Source organism: Planktothrix serta PCC 8927, assembly GCF_900010725.2.
GTDB lineage: Bacteria > Cyanobacteriota > Cyanobacteriia > Cyanobacteriales > Microcoleaceae > Planktothrix > Planktothrix serta.
Genome location: NZ_LR734865.1, coordinates 185839 through 207851 on the forward strand (window position 1 = coordinate 185839; position 22013 = coordinate 207851).

Sequence of the window (22013 nt, forward strand, 5' to 3'; positions counted from 1 at the left end):
AGAAACCAGGTTTCTGCGTCAGTCTCGACGTTAATACCTGAATGGGGTTTAATAAAACAACAGAGTATTAAGAAGGAAAATCATGTTTAAGCAAAAACGCTTTTGGGGATTATTTCTAACAATTGTTTTGGTGATGATTGGGTTCAAAAGTTTTGCGGAAACGCCACCTCCACCCCCGGACTATTTTCCTCTACCTGTAGGAGGAGTGTGGGAATATCAAGCAAAAACGGCTGATGGGAAGCAATCTAAACTAACGGTTAAAGTTGAAGGGTTAGAAACACAATCCGATGGAACAACACTTTATAAAACGGAAAATAATTTGGGGTTTGCACCGTTTTATATTTGGTATGCTAAACCTAATGGATTAGTCAAAGAATATCGACAACTCTATACCTTTGGAGGAAATAATACCGAATATCGGTTAGAACCTGCAAAAACGATTCTAAAAAATCCTCCAGCATCTGGGGATACTTGGACTTGGGAAGGTCAAGAAATTGCGGTAATGACCACAGAAGTTAAAGAAAATTATCGGGTTGTAGGAACAGAAGATATTGAAGTTCCCGCCGGGAAATTTTCAACGTTTAAAGTCGAAATTGAGGGCACAAAAGCCGGAACTCCGTTTAAAAAAGTGGCTTGGTATGGGAATTTTATCGGGGCGATTAAATGGCAAATATTTGATGATAAAGGCACATTAAAAACCACAACGGAATTAGAAAAATATACTTTTCCTCCTAATTAAATTTAAGAGGCGATCGCAACTTCAAAACTCAGCCAAAATCTGTTAATTGCTGATAGGAGGAGTTAAAGGGGAAGCGGGAAGAGTAGATTCTGTTCCATAATTCGGTGCTGATGTCATCGGGGTTGTTTCTTCTGAAGAAATGGGATATTCGGGCTCTATGGGAACTGTCGGTTCAGTGTAATAATTAGGATCAGGTTCTTGATAGAATGAACCGCCTCCTCCCGATGTCGTCTCGGTCGGTAGAGTCTCATTAGTCTGTTCAGGATAACTGGGTTCTGGGGGGGTATAGGGTTCAACCGTTGAATAATTATCATCAGAATAACTGGTTACAGGAGTAGAGACTGAAGGGTCTGTAACGTAGGGTTCCGATCCGACATCAGAATAACTTTCTTCTTGAGGAGGAGAGAGTAAATATTCTTCTAATTCAGACTCAGAAGTTGATGAACTTTCACCCTCAGTTTCAGCAATAACACTGGTATTACTATATTGATCAACGGGTGCGGTTTCCTCGGTTTGTGCTTCTACTAAGGTTGAGTCATCCCCGACTTCTAAAGGTTCTTCTGTGGAACGTTCGGGCGCCACTTCCGCCGGAGATTGAGTTTCCACAGAGGGATTTTCAAACATCGGTTCTGTGGAATCTAAGTTATTGAAGGGATGATTAAATTGAAGGTTGGTTTTCTGACTAATAATATACCCATAACGCCGAGTTAAATCAAACCCAACCCAACCAAAAAATAAGGAGGTAATTAAGAATAAAATCGGAAGTAAAAACCCCAAGGAAGAAGTTGTTTCTATGGGTTCCCAAGTCGGAATATTGATAGGAACAGGTCGGATTTGAGGAAGAGGAGGAGGACTGGCGGGAATACTCGATAATGTAGCAACAGGAGTTAGGGGTTTTTCTTGAACCGCAACAGGGGTTTCAACAAGAGCTTTCACCGCCACAGATTCAGGGGTAGCAGGTACAATAACGGGATTTTGAGGTTGAATCAGGGTATGGGGAGATTGAATCACAGTGAGCGTGTCTTCAATGGGTAAAAAAGCAATCCACTGATCAACACCCTGGGGACGTCGGGAGGGTTCAATTTCTAATCCCCAGAAAATTAAGCGTTCAACGACGGGACTGAGGGTAGGTTGAATTTGTCTTAAACTGGGTTTAGAAGCGGTGAGTAACTGTTGTGTGGCTTCATTGACTCGCAAAGGTGCTTCTAAGGGAGGTTCACCTGTTAATAAACAATAAAACGTCGCCGCCAAACTATAAATATCCGTTGCGGGGGTTAGGTGTTGATGGGGGAGATAATGTTCTAGGGACGCATAACCAACGGATAACACCCGGTTACGGATGGGAAACCCCGCATTCTGTTCAATAAATCCACTCGTTAACCCAAAATCAACTAAGGTGAGGATATCTGTACCCTTGTGGAGCAGGATATTTCGGGGTTGGAGATTTCCGTGTAGTAAACCCTGTTGATGCAGTGTTCTCAAGGCGGAAGAAATCTGACGGATGTATTGTAGCGCCTGATCAACGGATAACGGAGAACTCGTTTTTAAGGTTTCTTCTAGGGTTTGGTTAGAAATATAATTCATCACCAAATAGGGTAAACCCTTTTCTTCAAAGATGTCCAGCACACGCACCAGATTAGGATGATGACACTGGCTTAAACGTTTAGCAACCGTGATAAATTGCTGCTTAATTTGGGGAAAATCAACGGAGGTGATAAATTTCGGATGCAGCGTTTTAATCGCCACCGTTTGATCAGTTAGATGGTGAGTTGCTTGGTAGGTCACGCCAAACTCGCCTAGACCAAGAACAGCATCAATCCGATATTTGCCGTTCTGGAGAACAATTTCCTGCGTTAGATTCATTTTGTGATTGCCAACTCCCCACCATATACTATCGCCCATACTATAACGACTAAATCGTTTTAGCATAGTCTACCTTTAGTTCTGGGATTGTAGCGCATCTGTTGAAATTAGCCAATAGTCAATCCTTAAGATTTTGATCCGGTATTGCGAACGTTAATTAATTTGTTGAGAAGATCGAACCAAAAAGATGATCCCATTGAAATTGCGATCGCTGTTAATCCCCATCCTATTATAGCTTTAATTAGATTAAAAGTCAATAAATTTTCTTCTGAATTAAACTGTCGATTCAGGTTAGATCTACCCCAGCCTAATGGGAGAGAGGAAAAGTCAAATAAATAAGAATAAAGAAAATCCTCTGTTAAATTTTGGCAGGATTCTGGAGAGTCGGGTTGGGGTTTTAAACAATTCTGAAGTTGAGAATTTGGCTCTTGAGTTAATACAATATTAATCGTTTGGCTGAGATTTTCTTGTAAAACAGGTTCTTGAAATAAGCGATTAGCTATATTTAAGGTATCTGCATTTAATCCAATGGCTGCAATTAATCCAATCACCAAGGTAATGAATTTTACTTGACGTTTATATACTCCCGATGCTCGGTTCATGGACTGTTCAAACCAATCTTTGATTTCCCGTTCTAAGGGTTCAATATTCGTCGATTCTCTGGCTTCATTACTGGCTTTGACGGCTAAAATTTTAAACAGTTTAATCTGATCTGGGTCAAAAATCTTTTGAATAGATTCAGAATCAATAGCTTTAATAAAATCTTCAATAGTCAAACTATCGATTTTCGGTTGTACCCCCGACTGTTCTAATATTACACCTATTAAAGCTAAAGCAAAGGTAGAACTGGGAATATAAGATGGCCCAATAGAACTTTTATTCACCCGTTGTTTATAATCTTTCCATGATTTAATTAACGGGTGTTGATAAAGTAAGTTTGTTACCGGAGTTCCTAAAATCATTTCCAGAGAACGATATAAATTTTTGGCCCTCCAATCAAAAACTGAACTGGCTAAAACTTCTTGAATTTCTGAGGTGAATAAACTCAGGAGCAAATAAATAAAAAATAAACCGATCACGACATTCAAAGTTGAGGGAATATTCATGAGTTGAGGTTGAATATAAACTGATTTCTCTATCAGGGTTAATTTTAACTGATTCTTCCCCCGTAGTAAGCCCTTTAGGGCTAAAACATTTAAAACGATTAAGAGAAAGCCCTGAAGGGCTTACTACTGTAGTAAGCCCTTTAGGGCTACAATATTTAAAACGATTAAGAAAAAGCCCTGAAGGGCTTACTACGGGAATTATGACTCAATCTCAAAAATTACCTCGTTTAGCCATAACATTAGGTGATCCATCAGGAATTGGGCCAGAAGTGGTGTTAAAAGCCTTAGCTGATCCGGTGTTATCTCAACATTGTGATCTGACTGTGATAGGAAGCGATCGCATTTTACAACAAACCTATCAGCAGTTACAAAGTCAAGGGTTTTATTCTGCAAAACCGGATAAATTAAAGATCATTAATTTAGATCCTGATCTAACTTTACCGAGTTTAAAAATAGGCGGCGGAAATGTCAGCAGTGGGGCGATGAGTTTTCAATATTTGGAGACAGCGATCGCTCGAACTTTAAAAGGGGAATTTGATGGTATTGTTACGGGGCCAATTGCTAAAAAATTATGGAATCTAGCGGGTTATGATTACCCCGGACAAACGGAATTATTAGCAGAAAAAGCCAAAGTTAAACGCTTTGGAATGTTATTTGTTGCTCGTTCTCCCTATACAGGATGGACATTAAGAACCCTTTTAGCTACTACTCATATTCCCCTTTCGCAAGTTTCCCAAACTTTAACGCCGGAATTAATGAGTTTAAAATTAGGGTTATTTGTGGATTGTTTACGTCATGAATTTGGACTAGAAAATCCTAGAATTGCTGTGGCGGGATTAAATCCCCATAGTGGAGAAAATGGACAGTTAGGAACAGAAGAAAAAGACTGGTTAATTCCTTGGTTAAATCAACAACGCGATCGCTATCCTTATATTCAATTAGACGGCCCGATTCCGCCTGATACGATGTGGGTTAAACCGGGTCAAGCTTGGTTTAATTTAGGGAAAAATGCCCATGATGGTTACTTAGCATTATATCATGATCAAGGGTTAATTCCGGTTAAATTAATGGCATTTGATCGAGCCGTTAATACAACGATTGGTTTACCTTTTATTAGAACCTCTCCTGATCATGGCACAGCCTTTGATATTGCTGGAAAAGGAATTGCAGATGAGTCTAGTATGAAAGCTGCTATCGAATTAGGAATAGAGTTAGTTAACAATCGTAATTATCCTTAATTCAGATGTCAAATTGAAATTCTAAACCGTCTATTCTCTGGTTTCAGTTAATCGAATTAATGATAACGGCTATTTTATTATTAGTCTCGTCTTTTGTTGTCAATAAACTGATGATTATCCTAATCTATTCTAAAATGAATATTAACCGATGCCTACATTAACAATATCTTCAGAACAGATTCAAGCAATTTATACCCATGCAGAACAAACCTATCCCCAGGAATGTTGCGGCTTATTAATGGGTAAAATTAACGAAAATCATGATAAAATTGTAGAGGAGATTATTTCTACTGAAAATGCTTGGAATTCGGAAACCGCTAAAACCTTTGAGGAAGTAGAAACCCCGAATAAACCCGTCACCTCTGAACGTCGGTTTACGATTTCTCCTCAACAAATGATTCAAGCCCAAAAACAAGGACGCGATCGCAATCTTGTTATTATAGGGATCTATCATTCCCATCCTGATCATCCAGCTATTCCCTCAGAATTTGATCGAGTTTGTGCTTGGTCAGATTATTCTTATATTATTGTTGCCGTCCAAACAGGAAAAGCAACCGACCTGCAAAACTGGAGCTTAGATGAGTATCAACAGTTTCAAGTTGAAGAATTAATAAGATATTAACCAATTTTCCTCCCTAGGACATACAATATATAGTTTTGATGACCAAAACCCGTAAAAGGGACGGTTATATTTTTTGTCGAAATTGCTATGCTAAATCCCAATCTGGATGAAATCCAGTTAACGAAAGACGACTACGAACGTTACTCCCGCCATCTGATTTTGCCAGAAGTAGGTCTGGAAGGTCAGAAACGCTTGAAGGCGGCGAGTGTGCTGTGCATCGGGACAGGGGGACTGGGTTCGCCGTTGCTGCTATATTTGGCGGCGGCGGGAATTGGACGCATCGGAATTGTGGATTTTGATGTCGTCGATCATTCTAATCTGCAACGCCAAATTATTCACGGGACGTCCTGGGTGGGAAAACCCAAAATTGAATCGGCGAAAAACCGGATTTTGGAGATTAACCCCGCTTGTCAAGTTGACCTCTACAACACCCGTATCAGTTCAGAAAATGCCCTGAAACTGCTGCAACCTTATGATGTGATTGTGGATGGAACAGACAATTTTCCGACCCGATATTTGGTTAATGACGCCTGTGTGTTGCTGAACAAACCCAACGTCTATGGGTCAATTTTCCGGTTTGAAGGTCAGGCGACGGTGTTCAACTATGAAGGGGGGCCAAACTACCGCGATTTATACCCCGAACCCCCACCACCAGGGATGGTTCCCTCTTGTGCAGAAGGCGGCGTTTTAGGAATTTTACCCGGAATGATTGGCGTGATTCAAGCCACAGAAACCGTCAAAATTATTTTAGGTAAAGGTCGAACATTAAGCGGACGATTGTTATTATATAACTCCTTAGAAATGACGTTCCGGGAGTTAAAATTACGTCCAAATCCTGAACGTCCGGTGATTGAAAAATTAATTGATTACGAACAATTCTGTGGAATTACCCAAGCCAAAGAACAGGAGGCAAAACAAAAAATGGATATTCCTGAAATGACGGTTCACGAACTCAAGGAATTACTCAATAGTGGGGCTGATGATTTTCTGTTAATTGATGTTCGTAATCCCCACGAGTACGAAATCGCAAAAATTCCGGGTTCGGTGTTAATTCCTTTACCAGATATTGAACAAGGCAAAGGTATTGAACAAGTTAAAGAACAGTTAAATGGTCATCGTTTAATTGCCCATTGTAAATCAGGAATGCGTTCGGGAAAAGCGTTAGGAATTCTCAAAGAAGCAGGCATTGAAGGCACTAACGTTAAAGGTGGAATTCTCGCTTGGAGTCGAGAAATTGATTCCTCAGTTCCAGAGTATTAAAGGAATTGAATTGTAAAACTATCCTAAAAGGGTGTGAGAGTGGGTTGTGTTTCTGTAAACTCAACTCACTTTTTTTTGAACTATTAAATTCAACAGGAACATCCATGAACGATAGGATTAATCCTAATTTTAATATCATCTAAATCAGATAGTGCTTTCCCAATCCTTCACAATTAATGGCATAATCAAACAAAATAGGGTCAATATTTTTGCTATGGTTGGTCAGCTTTTAGATGGACGCTATCAAGTCATAGACGTGATTGAGTCAACAGAGTTCGGGAAAACCTATCTCGCCAAAGATACTCGGCGACCGGGTGAATCGTTGTGTTTTGTTAAACATTTGCATCTCGCCCCAGAAGATGCCAAACTCGTTAATGTAGCCCGTCGTCGCTTTCAACAAGAAGCCAAGATCCTAGAGAAACTCTCCCAACATGATCAAATTCCGCAACTATTGGCTTATTTTGAAGAAAATCGAGAATTTTATTTAGTTGAATCTTATGTTGCGGGTCATTCATTAACAGATGAGATTATACCGGGTCGGCCATTACCGGAAAATCAAGTTATAAATTTACTAACTGATGTGTTAGGAATTCTCCGGTTTGTGCATCAACAGGGCGTGATTCATCGGGATATTAAACCCAGTAATTTAATCCGTCGTCAAAGCGATGGAAAAATGATGTTACTGGATTTTGGGGCGGTTCAAGAAATCAATCTGAACTCCAATCAAGATTCCCCCGCCAGTCGCGTTGGAACCCTTGAATATATGCCTATTGAACAATTCCAATGTCATCCCCATTTTAATAGTGATATTTATGCGTTGGGGATGATTGCAATTCAAGCATTAACGGGTTTACCTGCATCGGAACTGCCAAAACTGCGAAGCAATAATGGTTCAGATACAGGAGAAATATTTTGGCGACATTTAGCAATTGTCAGTGTTGAATTGGGCGATATTTTAGATAAGATGGTTCGCTCTGATTATCGCCAACGCTATCAATCGACGGATGAAGTTTTAGCCGATCTTAAAACCATTCGTCTATCCGCTTCTCCTAACCTCTCTAAACTAGAAATTTATCGAGAAGAAGTTAAAAGTTGTGCCAACCATCATCGCGGTGAAATTTCGATTGTAGGTCGGCAAATTTTAGAAGAACTACGTTTTAATTTAGACCTGTTACCCGAAGAAGCAGAAGCCATTGAAGATGAAATTTTAAACCCCTATCGTAAATATCGGGAAAAAGGAGAACGGTATGAACAAGCTTTAATTGCAACCCTACAACAAGAGTATCCTTTTACGCCTGAAACCCGTGAAGAATTACAACGATTACAACAACTTTTGGGCTTGACGGATGAAGATATTGCAACGATTGAAAAGCAGGTTTTACCGCAATCAATTTTAACTCAATTCCTTCAATTCATTCAGAAGTTTAAATTCACACTTCCTCAACCTCCCTCTCGAAATGTTCAAAATATAGAGTCTAAATCCCTTAAAAAACCTCGTCTTTCTCAACTGCTTTGGTTAGGCTTAGGATTGCTGAGTTTATTAGGAATTATTCTCGCAATATCTGAATATCAAAAATGGCAGAATTTAAAACAATTAGAAACGCAACAATTGAATACTGTTAATGGATTTTTGGCTACCGGAAATTATGATCAATGTTTAGATGAAGCTCAAAAGATTTCCGAAAATTCTCGTCAAAATCAAGCGATTCAAAATTTGATTCAAAAATGTCGAGATCAAGTCTTTTGGAAAACCGTTACCCCTCAAGATTTTGCCCAACATTCTGATGCAGTTTGGGCTGTTACTTTCAGTCCCGATGGTCAAACTATAGCCAGTGGAAGTCAAGATACAACCCTAAAATTATGGGATCTTAAAAGTGGCACAGAAACTAAAAGTTTAGAGGGAGATTTTTCTCCGATTTATTCTGTAGATTTTAACTCGGATGGTACAGAAATTTCTTCTGGGAGTGGGTTATGGCGTATATTAGAATGGAATCTGACCACTGGACAAGCCTATTTACCCTTAGAACATTTAGCCACAATCTGGTCAGTTGATGTCAGTCCTGATAATCAAAAAATTGCTAGTGCGAGTGGGGATAAAACTGTCAAAATTTGGGATCGAAAAACGGGTGCAATTTTAGAGAATTTAACTGATCATCAAGATCAGGTTTATGCGGCTGTTTTTAGTCCCGATGGTCAACTTTTAGTTACAGGTTCTCAAGATCAAACAATTAAAATTTGGCAGGTAGAAACCGGAGAATTATTAAACACTCTCACCGGACATTTAGAAGCGGTGCGATCGCTAACCATTAGCCCCGATGGTAAAACTATTGTCAGTGGAAGTTTAGATGATACGGTAAAAATTTGGAACCTAGAAACCGGAGCTTTAATTCGTACCCTTACCGGACATACTAACGATGTCTTATCCGTTGCTATCAGTCCCGATAATAATATTATTGCCAGTGGAAGCCGGGATAAAACGATTAAATTGTGGAACCTGGAAACCGGAAAATTATTAAACACCTTAACCGGACATCAAGATGATATTTATTCGGTTAAATTTAGCCCCGATGGCAATCGTTTGGTCAGTGGAAGTAAAGACAAAACGATTAAATTGTGGTTACGTTAATACAAACCTTGTAGAGACGTTGTATGCAACGTCTCTACAAAAGATGCTAAATTCCTAATGCGGCCAGAGTTGCAGGGCCAGCAATACCATCGACGGAGAGTCCACAATCTGCTTGGAAGGATTTAACAGCATGGGCTGTTAGTTTTCCATAGTAGCCTGTGGAGTTCGCATTAAAATAACCCAGGTTAGCTAAACGATTTTGCAGTTTTTTGACATGGTAGCTACTGTCACCCCGCGATAGATAGCCACTACCCCCGCCACAATGACGAGTACAGCCATAACTGGCATAAGTATAGCTAGGCTTTTTCGGTTTATGATATCCACCGACTCCTAACGCTGATGCTGTTGCTGGGCCGACTACTCCATCGGGATGTAAGCCATTAGCTCGTTGAAAAGCCATGACGGCGTGTTTTGTGTAGGAGCCAAAGTAACCCGTTGCTCTGGCGTTTAAATAACCTTGGTTCTGTAACGCATATTGAACCTGTTTAACACCATAGCCACTATCGCCTCGGTAAAGGGCTGCGCTGGCGGGTTGGCTGACACTCACCACCGATAAGCCAATGGCTGCTGCGACAATCGGCATCCAGCAAGCCGTTGACATTTGACTCCAATTTATACCTCGGAATAGTACCAAGCCCCCGTTGAGATGGGGTTGGCGAGGAGACTCATAAGCAGAAACGAGATGATTATAAGCAAGCGTATCCATGAAATCCTCGATTAATGGCTCAAAATTACAATAAGCAGCAGTGAATCTGATTAAAATTCAGCTACTGACCTTTAATTTATAACTTTGTGAGCAAAAAACGTCCAGAGTAATTTTATTTTTTCGGTAATTTTTATTAAAACTTAACAAAATAATCGCTATTGGGGAGACTCGCAAACTTTCCATCCTACTATAAATATTAAAATATGAATTGAACTCGGATCAAAAGCATGGTTAATTTTTATATCGGGATTGATTTTGGCACATCCGGCGCTCGCTCAATCACGATTAATCCTCAAGGGACAGTGGTGGCTGAAACTCAATTTCCTTTTCCCCGGTTAACAGACTCTTCGGAATGGATATCGATGTGGAAAACGGCTCTATTTGAAGTGATTCAACAAATTCCGTTACATTTTCGCCGTCAAATTGATGCGATCGCTATTAATGGAACCTCCGCTACTGTGTTACTTTGCGATCAAAATGGCATACCCGTAGATTCCCCAATTCTATACAATGATAGCCGAGGGATCACGGTCATGGAATTGTTAAAAACCATCGCGCCTTCTGAGCATCCGGTTATCAGTGCTACCTCCAGTTTAGCTAAACTCATCTGGTGGTTAACGGTTGATAATAGAGACATCAAAAAACAACCCTCTACTCCCTTTTATTTTCTCCATCAAGCCGACTGGTTAGGATTTTTACTGCATGGAAAATTGGGGATTAGTGATTATCACAATAGTTTAAAATTAGGTTATGATGTAGAAAATTTAACCTATCCAAATTGGTTAATTAACGGTTTACAATCCCTGATCAATTTAGAAGTATTGAAACTTCCTGATGTGGTTACCCCAGGAACCCCAATTAGAAACATTACCCCGGAAATTGCCGAACAGTTACAGTTACCAAAAACCTGTATTATTTGTGCAGGAACGACCGATAGTATAGCCGCTTTTGTAGCCAGTGGGGCAAAGCTTCCAGGGGAAGCGGTGACATCTTTAGGTTCAACTTTAGTCTTAAAACTTCTCAGTCATACTCCTGTAAATAATACTAAATATGGGATTTATAGCCATCGCTTAGGTGATTTATGGTTAACAGGAGGTGCTTCTAATACCGGAGGTGCGGTCTTACGCCAATTTTTTAGTGATAGGGAACTGGAAAATTTCAGCCGTCAAATTAACCCTAATTTTAATAGTAACTTAGATTATTATCCTTTAATTAAAAAAGGCGATCGCTTCCCCATTAACGACCCCGAATTACTTCCCCGTCTTCAACCTCGTCCCAATAATCCCGTTGAATTTTTACAAGGTTTATTAGAAGGTATAGCCAAAATTGAAGCTCAAGGTTATCAACTTTTACAACAACTCGGAGCCCCGCCCATAACTCAAGTTTATACCGCCGGAGGAGGGGCAAAAAATCAGACTTGGACAGCTATTCGTCAGCGTTATTTAAACGTTAATATGGTTCAATCTATTCATACAGAAGCTGCTTATGGAAGTGCGTTACTTGCCCTTAATGGAGGACGATGGGTATAGGATTGGATCTTTGTAGTAGATTTTTTAAAATATAAGTTACACTGAGATATTGTACCATTGCCAAAAAGTGAAAAAACTGATTTTTAGTGCCAAAACCCTATTCAATTAGTTCTTTTTTGGCCCCAAATCGTTTTTTCAGAATCAGGTGCAATATTCTGAGTAAACATGGACTAGGTAATATTAGGAGGCTATTGATGAATAAGAGTTATCTTAAAAATAACCCTTGATTTTCTAGCCCAAACACCGCACAATAGTTGAGGCTGAATATCCTAAACTATTGTGAAATTTTCTGAGAACTTGCGTTTTAACCCCTATCTATTACGGATCGTGACCGTTGTTGCGATCGCCTTTTCCCTAACCAGTTGTAGCAGTAAATCCGCCGACTGTACAAAACTTATCGGAATGATTAGTGAAGGTCAAACCTTAGTGGTTAACCTCAGTCCTAAATTAGATGCGACAGCCACAAAACAACTGTCTCAAGAGTTAAATATGATTTCCCAGGAAATAGAAACTCTAACCATCAAAGATAAACCCTTACAAACCTTTCAAAAAAACTCAATTCAACAATTTAGAGACCTATCTAACACCCTCAAACCAATTTCTGAAGCTTTAACCACTGCGGAGAAAGTCTCCGTTAGTCCAGAGGGAAAACAACAACTCTTACAAGCTCAAAAAACAATCGAAGAAGCCGGAGGAAAAGCCAAACAAATTGCTTCTAAAAATGAAGCTCTATTCAAAGAGTTAGTGAATTATTGTCCCCAGAAAACACCGTAAGCAGAGATGTTGATGGTTAACAGTCAACCGTCAACCGTCAACCGTCAACACTCCTTAATGATGAATTTCTAAACTTAAAACATAACGACCCATTTGCACATTTTCTGACCAAAGTTCGTATTCTAAACGCATATATTCCGGTAGAGGATGTCCGACTAACTCTAACTGACGAGTAAAATTCCGCAGACGGAGTTGACTAGCCATTGCTTGTAAATCCGTTTGCAGATAATATCGACTTAAGCCGTACATTCCCTGTTGCCAGAGGTGACGATAACTGTATTTTCCCTGTCCCTGCATCGTCATCACCGCTCGATAGGGAGAAACCTCTAACCACAATAGACGGGGTTTTGGGGGGGGTATGATCCGTTCTTGGGGAAAGGGATCAGATTCCCATTCCACTAATGCAGGTTCATGTAACAATAAATGAAACTGGTCTCGATCCTTTTGATACAGGGTTGCCGAGCCTTCAATTAAAGAGCGAACAGGTAAGTCTATCGAGACTAACGACAAACTCACAGGTACACGATAGTGCGTTAACATAAGTCATCTCAAATATCAGGATAAAATTCTCGATGTTTCTAATTGGGTTAGAGTCGAGAAAGCGGTAGGATAACTCTTAGCAATCCTTATCTTATCTCAAATCATAAAATGCAAGGGACTATCGTAACAACAGAAAATACAGAAACTGAGCAAATATTAACAATACAACCCCCAAAATCGGGCTTATGCTTACAAGGACGAATTCGCATTCCTGGGGATAAGTCAATTTCCCATCGAGCCTTAATGTTAGGAGCCTTAGCAAAGGGTGTTACCACTATTGAAGGCTTATTATTAGGCGCAGACCCCCGCAGTACCGCCCAATGTTTTACTTGCTTAGGGGCGGAAATTTCTGAGTTAAATTCAGAACGGATAGAAGTTAAAGGTATTGGACTGGGTAATCTTCAAGAACCCACTGAAGTTTTAGATGCCGGAAATTCCGGTACAACCCTGCGGTTAATGTTAGGAATTCTCGCTTCTCACCCTGGAAAATTTTTTACCGTCACCGGAGATAGTTCTTTAGTTCGTCGTCCCATGTCCCGTGTTACGAAACCCTTACAACAAATGGGGGCTAATATTTGGGGTCGTCAAGGGGGGTCTTACGCGCCTTTAGCGGTTCAAGGTCAAGCTTTGCGTCCTATTCATTATTTTTCCCCTATTGCTTCGGCGCAGGTCAAATCTTGTATTCTATTAGCTGCGTTAATGACGGAAGGAGAAACAACGGTAACAGAACCCGCTCTTTCACGGGATCATAGTGAACGAATGTTAAGAGCTTTTGGCGCTAATTTAACCGTTGAACCGGATACTCATAGTGTAATCGTTAAAGGGCCAGCAGAACTGCACGGTCAGCACGTTGTAGTTCCGGGGGATATTAGTTCGGCGGCGTTTTGGTTAGTGGCGGCGTCAATTGTTCCAGGGTCAGAATTAGTGGTAGAAAATGTCGGAGTCAACCCCACTCGCACGGGAATATTAGAAGCTTTAGAAAAAATGGGGGCGAATTTACAATTAGAAAATCAACGGGTTGTTGCGGGGGAACCTGTGGCGGATATTCGAGTTAAATCTAGTGCGTTAAAAGCGTGTGAAATTGGCGGGGATATTATTCCTAGATTAATTGATGAAATCCCAATTTTAGCGGTGGCTGCGGCGTTTGCAGAGGGGAAAACAATTATTAAAGATGCAGAAGAATTGAGGGTTAAAGAAAGCGATCGCATTGCCGTGATGGCGACTCAAATGAGTCAACTGGGGGCGAAGATTACTGAACGTCCCGACGGGTTAGAAATTACCGGGGGTTTTCCTTTAACGGGGACAGAAGTTGATAGCGATACGGATCATCGCATTGCGATGAGTTTAGCGATCGCGGGTTTAAATGCTCAAGGAAAAACCACCATTCACCGAGCAGAAGCAGCCGGAATTTCTTATCCTAATTTTGTCGCAACCTTAAGCCAAATTTGTACCGTTTAAAATCAATCGTTTCAGAACTTGAGAAACCGGGTTTCTAGTTGTTATGATTTTTCCTTCAGAAACCCGGTTTCTGATTACCTTGATATTAGCAAACTGTTAGAAAGTGCTATTTTAAATTAGGAAAAAATACGGCAGGGGAAAAATGAAAAAACTTTGATAATTCTTGAATATGGCGAGTTGTAAGTTGGCGTTTTTCATTGAGAACATCAGAGACAATAGATTCAGTTTTAAAGATAGAAACCAGATCTTTTTGTTTGAGTTTGCGTTCTGCCATTAAAACCTTTAAAAGTTCCACACCATAAATATCAGGAATCAGATCTTCTTGTTGATTTTCATACTCAGACACTAATGCACCCAAAACATCTAAATAGTCTTCTTCTTCTGGGGTGAGTTCGGGTTTATCTAGTAATCTGTTAATCACAGCTTGAGTTGCTTCAAAATCTTCTTCAGAGTTAATGGGACGAGGAGGAAAATCTTGGAGGAGTTGCATATATTTTTCTGCTGTTATCATAGGTTTAATCTCTATAAAAATCTAAGCAAAAATGATCAACTTAATTAATTAACGGTTAACTTCAGTAACAATAGCATTGAGTTCATTTTGAATTTTTTTGAGTTTTTGGTGTTGTTCATTAATCCAAACAATAGTTTTTTCTTTTTCCTCTAAAGTCTTAGTATGAGCTTCTTCTTGTTGCTCAATCAAATTTTCATAGAGTGCCATTGCTTGCTCAATAAAATCAGCAAAGACAAGATATCGTTCTTGATAAACTAATTCAATATTTTCAATAATTGTATTAAAAGTTTCTTCTTCAGACTCAAAAAACTTTTTAAAACCTAAGTCATATACCTGCCACTTACACTGATTATAAACCTCATTTTCATCTGGCCCACCAAATAAAAAACCTCCAATGACAGCCGCTAGACCTCCAACGAGCAGTGCAGGGATAAATCCTAAGCCTAAAATGCCAAGTAATGCACCTGTAGTTAATCCACCTGCTCCCAAACTACCAAACATATTGAATCCACCCTCATCATCATTTTTGCTACCAGCCCTGAAAGAGTTAATTCCCAAATTATTAGCTCGAATATTACTCGCCATGCTGCTAGTAAATTGTTCATCTAAATTGGTTCCTAGCTGATTACCCAATTTTTGTAAATCTATTCTAATCGCTTCTAATTCGGAATGAATTAGGTTATTTAGCTCTTTTACCTGTTGGGATAAAATTTCTGATTGTAAGTCATCAATCCAATTTTGTATTTCTTCAGAAATATCTTGAGTAAATTGTTCGCAGTAATCCTGTAAAACTTTCTCCTTATCTACAAAAGGTGAATGTTCTGATGTCCATGTATCAGCTTTTTTAGCTATACGGTCTTGTAATTCTTCAACCCATTCATTCCAAGATTCAGCAGCGTATTCCAGGGAAATAGCTACACTATATTTTGCCTGTTCTAAAATCCTAAGATCTCGTCCACTTGCTTCTCCAATTTTCTCGAAAATTTCCAGTTTTGCTGATTCAGAAATTTTGATCTTTCCGTCTAAAATTTTCTCAAACTGTTTCAAATCATTATCGGCTATTTCAGTTAATGCTTGAATTCGATTGACATTAGAGGTAACTTCAATTTTACCTCTCTCATTGACTAAAAAGTCTTGAATACAATTAATAAAATAATCAAAAGTTTCTATGTATTCATTATGCTCATTATTCACAATAGCATCTAAGGCTAATTTTGCAGAAATATAGTGAATTCGATTTTCTCCTGAAATAATGGGGTTTTTACCTTGAATGTTTTCTTCAATTCGTTTAGGAATTTGATTGCGTCCCTTCTCAGTTTGTACCAAATCCCAAAAATTAACTAAAATAAAAAGATTATTAGCAGGTTGATCAGATAATCCTGTATTTAAGGTAACTTTTAATCCTTCTATCACATCTCGTTCTGATTTAGCCAAACAACGGGAAGCACTGGTGATAAAAATAGCTGCGTCCGTATCTTTAAGAATCTTTTGAGTAATTGCTTCTCGATCAGGATGTTCATTCAACCCAGGAGAATCAATAATTTCAACTCCACTGCTACAAATGTCTAAATCAGGATGTTCAAAAATAATTTCCTCAATTTCACAATGAGCCAGTTCATCACTTAAATTTCCAATAGCAGCTTCTTCCGAAATACTCGCTTTTTCTTGATAATTTTCTATAGGAATATCTTCTTGATGCCCATCTTTATAACAACAAATGACCCGTTTTTGCTCTCCATATCGTAAAACACTCACGACCCCAGTACAAGGAATTTCTCGTACAGGTTGGATTTCTTCACCGACTAACGCATTTAAAAAGGTTGATTTTCCTTGACTAAATTCTCCAACCACCGTTACACGAAACCGTTTTGATTGATTTTTTTTAGAAATTTCTTGGATATCATGAATTAAACTTTTCGACCAGGCTTGATGCTTATCTTGAGCAATAATTTTATAAAATTGATCACAAATATTATTTAATTGTTGGCGATAATCCTGAAATTGTTTCAGGTTATCATAATTAGGTAAAACGCGAATTTTATCTCGCTTTAATCTGGGTTTTGCGGGTAAAACTTCAATAATATTTTTAGCAGCTAAAACAAAAATATTATCTAATAATTGAAATTGAGCCGGATCAAGTAAACTATGAACTTCAATAAGAGCTTCTTGATCTTCAATAACTAGGTCGCTAAAAGCGGATTCAAAAATTTGTATATGTCGAGAGTCAATATTAATTTGATCAGCCAGGTTTTCTAAATAATCTTTTTCTCTAAGTTCTATCTCACCATCTGAAGCCGACATTTGATAACCAAAACCGATTAATAACAGTTTCTCGGAATCAGACAGAGTAGACATCAATAACAATAAGTCATTAAAGTTTTTATATATTCTAAGAAAAAGAATATGTTTTGTAAAAATAGGGACTAATTTTTTTAAATTACTGTTAGGAGGGATCAGGCGAGTTAGATTAGTTTGCCAACGTTCTCTTTCTTGTGGTGTAATTTTACCATCCTGGTAAATAACGCCCATCAGTACGCACAGCAACGAAGCCATAAAAACTACCGCCGGGGTAGCATCTTTTTTCTGGAGTTCTTGCCCTGCCATCCGTGATAGTAAAGCTAGAGACTCAGAGTTAATTAAGCTGATGTCCATATATCAGTTCAATCGAATTTATTGGATTATGAATGATTCTATGGTATCATAAAAAAGCAAACTATTCCAAATTAAATTACAGTTAAATAAGCGTAACAAAGGTTACAAAAAAAATAAATTGTTTACAGAAGTTAAATTTTCTTAACTTTCTACTCTGACTAAATAAAAGGAGAAAAGCAATGGAGTACATCTTTAGTGCGGCTAATCAAGCTCTTTGGGCTGCGGGTAAGCTGATCCAAGCTACGACAAATACAGGTCAACTTTTACCCATATTAAGAGATCCGATCACAGGTCAATTTGTTGAAGTCGCTAAAAGTTTAACGGTTGATAATGCAGATTTTGCGCCTTTTATCACTGCTAACCCCCTTCTAGCAGGAGGAAATATGGTGATGAAAGCAGGTAAAATGTATCAGAATAATCAGGGATTTCAAGAGGTTTTAGGACAGTTAAATAGTTTACAAAGCAGTTTAGGCGTTTTACAAGCAACTACTGCTGTTATTGGTGTGGGTGTAGCTGTTACTGCTGCTCTTTCTGCGGTGAATTTATGGCAAACTTTAAAATTACGAGAAGATGTTAAACAACTGAGATTAGAAGTTAAAGACGGATTTATTGATCTCAAACAAGCATTAAGAAATCAAGGATTAGAAGTTATTCAACATATTGATCAAGTTGCTCAAGATATTACCTTTAATCAACACCGTTTAGAGTTTGTTAAAGCTTATAGCCGTTTTTTAGAAGCTACCAAACTTATACAAATTGCTACGTCTATTCAAGATATTAATGCTAGAAATATTGAGTTATCTAACGCTCGACAAACCTTAAGTGAATCTTTGGCAATTTATAATAGTCCTCACATTCTTTCTGAAACGTCAACCGCAGGTCAACTGAGACGATATGAATGTTCTTGGGTTATTGAACAAGCGATCGTGCTAACCTATTATTTACAAGGAGAACCTAAAGCATTAAGTGAGCGTCTATCCTATTTTCAAAATAAAATCCGTCAAGATGCTTTAAACGTGATTGAACATTGCCAAACACAAGACGAGTTAGATTTCATTTTTCCTGAAATTACCCGGATTCATAATCATGATCTAGCAGGTTTAGAACTCTGGAAAAATCAAGTTGATTGGTTCAATAGTTTACCTCCTTCTGACTTAAATTTGTTAGAAAGTATAGATTTGAACGAGAGCAAGTTAAATTCTGTTTCTAATTCAGAATCATCTTTAAAAGTTATTGAGAAACCACACGAACAGATTTTTTATGAAAATATAAGAGAAAAATCTCATTCTTCCTCCTTAGAACAACAGCTTAAATTTTTAATGCGTTCTACTTTACGGAAAGAAGCAGAAATTTATGTTAGTGAAAATGCCGAAAATTTCGGTTATAGAACATTAAATCTAGCCAATTTAAAAAAATCATCTAATTTAACCGTTGCTAATCTTTATTGGTATTTTAAAGTTAAAGAAGAATCACCAGAAGCAATGGAGAAATAAGTTAGTATTTAAACCCCAACTCAATATATTTGTAGGGTGCGTAAGCAACGCGCACGCACCATTTCCTATTGATCAATTAATTCTTATAAATTCAAGAAAGAATGATCTATAAACTTTGAGGTGGTGCGTGCGCGGAGCTTACGCACCCTACTATATGGAGATGGTGTGTGCGCGGAGCTTACGCACCCTACGGTTTGATGGTGGTAAATAGGGCGGAATAATCATCGTCTGATTTTCCGAGTTTTTGGGTTGCTTCTAATATTGCTTTTACTCCTTCTAATAAACTTGCATTTAATCCCATTTTGACAGCTTCTTGTAGAAACAAATTCGTATCTTTTAATAAATGTTTCGTGGGAAAATTATAATTTTGATAATTTTCTTCTAACATCTGTTGTAATTTTTTATCAAAAGTAGGAGCATATAACGCACTTCCTCCTGCTTTGATTGATTTGGAGGAATTTGGGTGAGGAGACCTCACCCCTACAGGAAATTAATCAGAAAAAATCCTAGAATAATTCAGAGAATTTAGGGATTTAATGTCGCTAAAACTGTGTCATGAATAATCCCATTACTAACAATAATACCCCGGTTATCTAACATCTTAGGATTAGAGGCAAAATCCAAGGGTTTACCCAACATATCGCTCACTCGTCCTCCCGCTTCTTCAACTACAATTGCCCCCGCCGCATGATCCCAAATATTCTCTCGATAATTAGGGGTTTTAGGAGAAGGAAGTCGCAAATATAACGCCGCTTTTCCAGACGCCACCGCCCCATATTTTGCCTGAGAATCGATCTTAATAGCCGGAGCAATAATTCCCACCGCTTTTGCTACAGCATCCTGACGATCAAGATCACCATGACTGGCTTCCACACTGCCTACAAATCGCAGATTTTCTGTATCATTGGCAGGTACAACTTGAATCGGAATTTCTTCTCCTGTTGCTAAAATGATCATCGTTGATCCTTGTCCTCTAACCGCCACAAATAACGCCCCAGGTTCGTGATTTTCCACCGGATAAGCCGGACATCCCATCACCCCAACTTTGACTTCTCCATCTTCAATTAAAGCTAAAGCAATAGCATATTGATCTTGTCTTAAAAAGCCCTTTGTTCCATCAATGGGGTCTAATGTCCAAAACCGTTTTTCAACCTTTCCATTTCCTTTATTAATCCAATTTGTGACTAATTCTGAGGTCGCATCAGGAATAATTTCTTGTACATATTGGGTGATTTTTGCTAAATTTTCTGCCATTTCTGGGGTTTGCAATTCCGTTGCATCTTCTTCCCCGACAACAGGATCATTGGGAAACGCTTCTGCTAAGGCTTTACAAATAATCGCTTGAGAACCATAATCTGCAACTGTCACCGGACTTTTATCACTTTTTTCCATTGCGGGTGGGATATTTTGACGCACTTTTTCACACAGTTTTCCGGCGGCTAATGTGGCTGCAATGGCAATTTGTTTTTCTTGTTCGTAGGACATAAAAACTCCGATTATGAGGGATAATTTCTAATTTTATCATTTTAAACAATAAAACGTTAAAGCACAATTTCCGTAGATTTTTTCTCGACAATTTTCTAACGCCATAACAGGTTGAATTTGCCAACGATGAGGATGATGTTCTACGGCTATTTCTCCATCGGGAGACAGGAGTTGATATTGGGCGATCGCTTCTAAGGTCGGTTGATAAAGATTGCTATTATAGGGCGGATCAAAATAAATACAATCAAATTGTTGACCCGATAAGATTTTTAATTTCCCTAAAATATCCCCTCGAATAACTTTAAATTCTTGGGAAGAATCTGCTATTTTTTGCCAATTTTCTTGTATCACTTGACAAGCTTTTCCATGTTGTTCTATGCCAATAACAACTGTCGCCCCTCGACATAAAGCTTCAGCGCCCATTGAGCCACTTCCTGTACATAAATCTAACCAGCGACAGCCTTGTATTTTGCCTTGCCAAATATTAAAAACCGCTTCCCTCACCCTGGCTAATGTAGGGCGAGTTTCTTCTCCGGGTAAGGTTTTAAGTAAGCGATTTCCATAAATTCTTAAACTCAAAGATTGATCCCTCCAATGAATCAGAAACCGGGTTTCTCAAGCCGAAAGATTTATACAGAAACCGGGTTTCTCATCTCAAGATTTTGAGTTTTACCGTGAACTAATTCTACAAAATTATCTAAAATTTTTAATCCGGTAGTGGAGGATTTTTCGGGGTGAAATTGTACAGCCATCACGTTATTTTTAGCAATAGCAGCCGTGATGATTTGACTCCCATGTTGAATGCTGGCGGAGGTTAAATTACTATCAGTTGGAGCAACATAATAAGAATGAACAAAATAAACCCAAGGTTGAGAACCAATACTTTTCCATAGAGGTAAATTGGGTTGAGTTAAAGATAATTGATTCCAACCGATATGGGGAATGGTTAATCCCGGTTCTGACTGAAAACGTCGCACTGTTCCGGGGAATATTCCTAAACCTATTTCTTGACCTTCTTCTGAAGATTCAAACAGGATTTGTAAGCCTAAACAAATGCCTAAAAAGGGCACACCTGAAGCAATGACTTCTTGAATGGGTTCTACTAAATGACGGGATCTCAAATGTTGCATAGCGGGGTCAAAAGAACCCACTCCGGGTAATACAACCCCATCAGCATTTTTAATCACCGTTGCTGAGTCAGTCACTTGAGGGTTTGCACCTGCTTTTTCTAAGCCTTTGCAAACGGAGTGCAAATTCCCCATATTATAATCGATAACCGCAATCACAGACATTGATTTGCTTCCTTATCCTGTGGGTTTAAATTATTCTGATTATACCATTTTTTCTGCTTTATTAAAAGATTTTTTTGTAAAATGATCCCCCCTAACCCTGCTAAAAAAGGAGGATTTAG

19 protein-coding genes are annotated in these 22013 nt (G+C 38.7%); 9 read left to right on the forward strand and 10 right to left on the reverse strand.

Annotated features, from left to right (window positions below):
* Positions 1-82: 82 nt before the first annotated feature.
* Entirely contained in the window at positions 83-739 is a 657-nt protein-coding gene (locus PL8927_RS10060) for a TapB family protein (RefSeq protein WP_083620690.1), read from the forward strand.
* Between the two features lie 42 nt (positions 740-781).
* Here the strand turns inward: PL8927_RS10060 and PL8927_RS10065 are convergent, their stop codons facing one another.
* Both PL8927_RS10065 and PL8927_RS10070 read right to left on the reverse strand, forming a co-directional pair.
* Positions 782-2668 carry a serine/threonine protein kinase gene (locus tag PL8927_RS10065; protein WP_083620692.1) on the reverse strand — a complete coding sequence of 629 codons (1887 nt, stop codon included), beginning with the start codon at positions 2666-2668 and terminating at the stop codon, positions 782-784.
* 59 nt (positions 2669-2727) lie between these two features.
* The gene (locus tag PL8927_RS10070) at positions 2728-3708 is read right to left on the reverse strand and encodes a hypothetical protein (RefSeq protein ID WP_083620695.1); all 981 of its coding nucleotides are present in this window, start codon (positions 3706-3708) and stop codon (positions 2728-2730) included.
* A 200-nt stretch (positions 3709-3908) separates the two neighbouring features.
* Here PL8927_RS10070 and pdxA point away from each other — a divergent pair, with 200 nt between their 5' ends.
* The 4 genes from pdxA (at position 3909) to PL8927_RS10090 (ending at position 9454) form a co-directional block, all read left to right on the forward strand.
* Positions 3909-4946, forward strand: coding sequence for a 4-hydroxythreonine-4-phosphate dehydrogenase PdxA (pdxA, locus tag PL8927_RS10075; protein WP_083620698.1), 1038 nt, complete (start codon positions 3909-3911; stop codon positions 4944-4946).
* A 148-nt stretch (positions 4947-5094) separates the two neighbouring features.
* The gene (locus PL8927_RS10080; protein WP_083620702.1) at positions 5095-5568 is read left to right on the forward strand and encodes a Mov34/MPN/PAD-1 family protein; all 474 of its coding nucleotides are present in this window, start codon (positions 5095-5097) and stop codon (positions 5566-5568) included.
* Between the two features lie 87 nt (positions 5569-5655).
* Positions 5656-6828: a molybdopterin-synthase adenylyltransferase MoeB gene (gene moeB / locus PL8927_RS10085; RefSeq protein WP_083620705.1), complete on the forward strand. Its 1173-nt coding sequence runs from the start codon at positions 5656-5658 to the stop codon at positions 6826-6828.
* A 214-nt stretch (positions 6829-7042) separates the two neighbouring features.
* Entirely contained in the window at positions 7043-9454 is a 2412-nt protein-coding gene (locus PL8927_RS10090) for a serine/threonine-protein kinase (RefSeq protein WP_083620944.1), read from the forward strand.
* Between the two features lie 46 nt (positions 9455-9500).
* On the opposite strand, the gene PL8927_RS10095 is transcribed toward PL8927_RS10090, so the two are convergent.
* Positions 9501-10160 (reverse strand): peptidoglycan-binding domain-containing protein, encoded by a 660-nt coding sequence (locus tag PL8927_RS10095; RefSeq protein ID WP_083620708.1) that lies wholly within the window; start codon positions 10158-10160, stop codon positions 9501-9503.
* Positions 10161-10387: 227 nt separating this feature from the next.
* Between PL8927_RS10095 and PL8927_RS10100 the strand changes: the two genes are divergently transcribed.
* Together PL8927_RS10100 and PL8927_RS10105 are read left to right on the forward strand one after the other, a co-directional pair.
* Positions 10388-11689, forward strand: a complete 1302-nt coding sequence (locus PL8927_RS10100; protein WP_083620711.1) for an FGGY-family carbohydrate kinase — start codon at positions 10388-10390, stop codon at positions 11687-11689.
* Between the two features lie 279 nt (positions 11690-11968).
* Complete coding sequence (locus PL8927_RS10105) at positions 11969-12463, forward strand: hypothetical protein (protein ID WP_156093153.1); 495 nt, start codon at positions 11969-11971, stop codon at positions 12461-12463.
* Positions 12464-12517: 54 nt separating this feature from the next.
* Here the strand turns inward: PL8927_RS10105 and PL8927_RS10110 are convergent, their stop codons facing one another.
* Positions 12518-13003, reverse strand: coding sequence for a hypothetical protein (locus PL8927_RS10110; RefSeq protein ID WP_083620720.1), 486 nt, complete (start codon positions 13001-13003; stop codon positions 12518-12520).
* Positions 13004-13111: 108 nt separating this feature from the next.
* Here PL8927_RS10110 and aroA point away from each other — a divergent pair, with 108 nt between their 5' ends.
* Positions 13112-14461 carry a 3-phosphoshikimate 1-carboxyvinyltransferase gene (gene aroA / locus PL8927_RS10115; RefSeq protein WP_083620723.1) on the forward strand — a complete coding sequence of 450 codons (1350 nt, stop codon included), beginning with the start codon at positions 13112-13114 and terminating at the stop codon, positions 14459-14461.
* Between the two features lie 106 nt (positions 14462-14567).
* On the opposite strand, the gene PL8927_RS10120 is transcribed toward aroA, so the two are convergent.
* Positions 14568-14972: a helix-turn-helix domain-containing protein gene (locus PL8927_RS10120; protein WP_083620726.1), complete on the reverse strand. Its 405-nt coding sequence runs from the start codon at positions 14970-14972 to the stop codon at positions 14568-14570.
* A 48-nt stretch (positions 14973-15020) separates the two neighbouring features.
* Positions 15021-17624 (reverse strand): dynamin family protein, encoded by a 2604-nt coding sequence (locus PL8927_RS10125; RefSeq protein WP_083620728.1) that lies wholly within the window; start codon positions 17622-17624, stop codon positions 15021-15023.
* A gap of 179 nt (positions 17625-17803) precedes the next feature.
* Between PL8927_RS10125 and PL8927_RS10130 the strand changes: the two genes are divergently transcribed.
* Entirely contained in the window at positions 17804-19117 is a 1314-nt protein-coding gene (locus tag PL8927_RS10130; RefSeq protein ID WP_083620730.1) for a hypothetical protein, read from the forward strand.
* A 187-nt stretch (positions 19118-19304) separates the two neighbouring features.
* Here PL8927_RS10130 and PL8927_RS10135 read toward each other — a convergent pair whose 3' ends face one another.
* The 4 genes from PL8927_RS10135 to hisH are packed head-to-tail and all read right to left on the reverse strand — an operon-like array spanning position 19305 to position 21894.
* Positions 19305-19595 carry an NAD-binding protein gene (locus tag PL8927_RS10135; RefSeq protein WP_231505976.1) on the reverse strand — a complete coding sequence of 97 codons (291 nt, stop codon included), beginning with the start codon at positions 19593-19595 and terminating at the stop codon, positions 19305-19307.
* A 47-nt stretch (positions 19596-19642) separates the two neighbouring features.
* Positions 19643-20602: a 3'(2'),5'-bisphosphate nucleotidase gene (locus tag PL8927_RS10140; protein WP_083620733.1), complete on the reverse strand. Its 960-nt coding sequence runs from the start codon at positions 20600-20602 to the stop codon at positions 19643-19645.
* Between the two features lie 36 nt (positions 20603-20638).
* A complete protein-coding gene (gene rsmD / locus PL8927_RS10145) occupies positions 20639-21181 on the reverse strand; it encodes a 16S rRNA (guanine(966)-N(2))-methyltransferase RsmD (RefSeq protein WP_083620736.1) in 543 nt (180 codons plus the stop codon).
* A 50-nt stretch (positions 21182-21231) separates the two neighbouring features.
* On the reverse strand, positions 21232-21894 hold the full coding sequence (gene hisH / locus PL8927_RS10150; protein WP_083620739.1) for an imidazole glycerol phosphate synthase subunit HisH: 663 nt from the start codon (positions 21892-21894) through the stop codon (positions 21232-21234).
* Between the last annotated feature and the right edge of the window lie 119 nt (positions 21895-22013).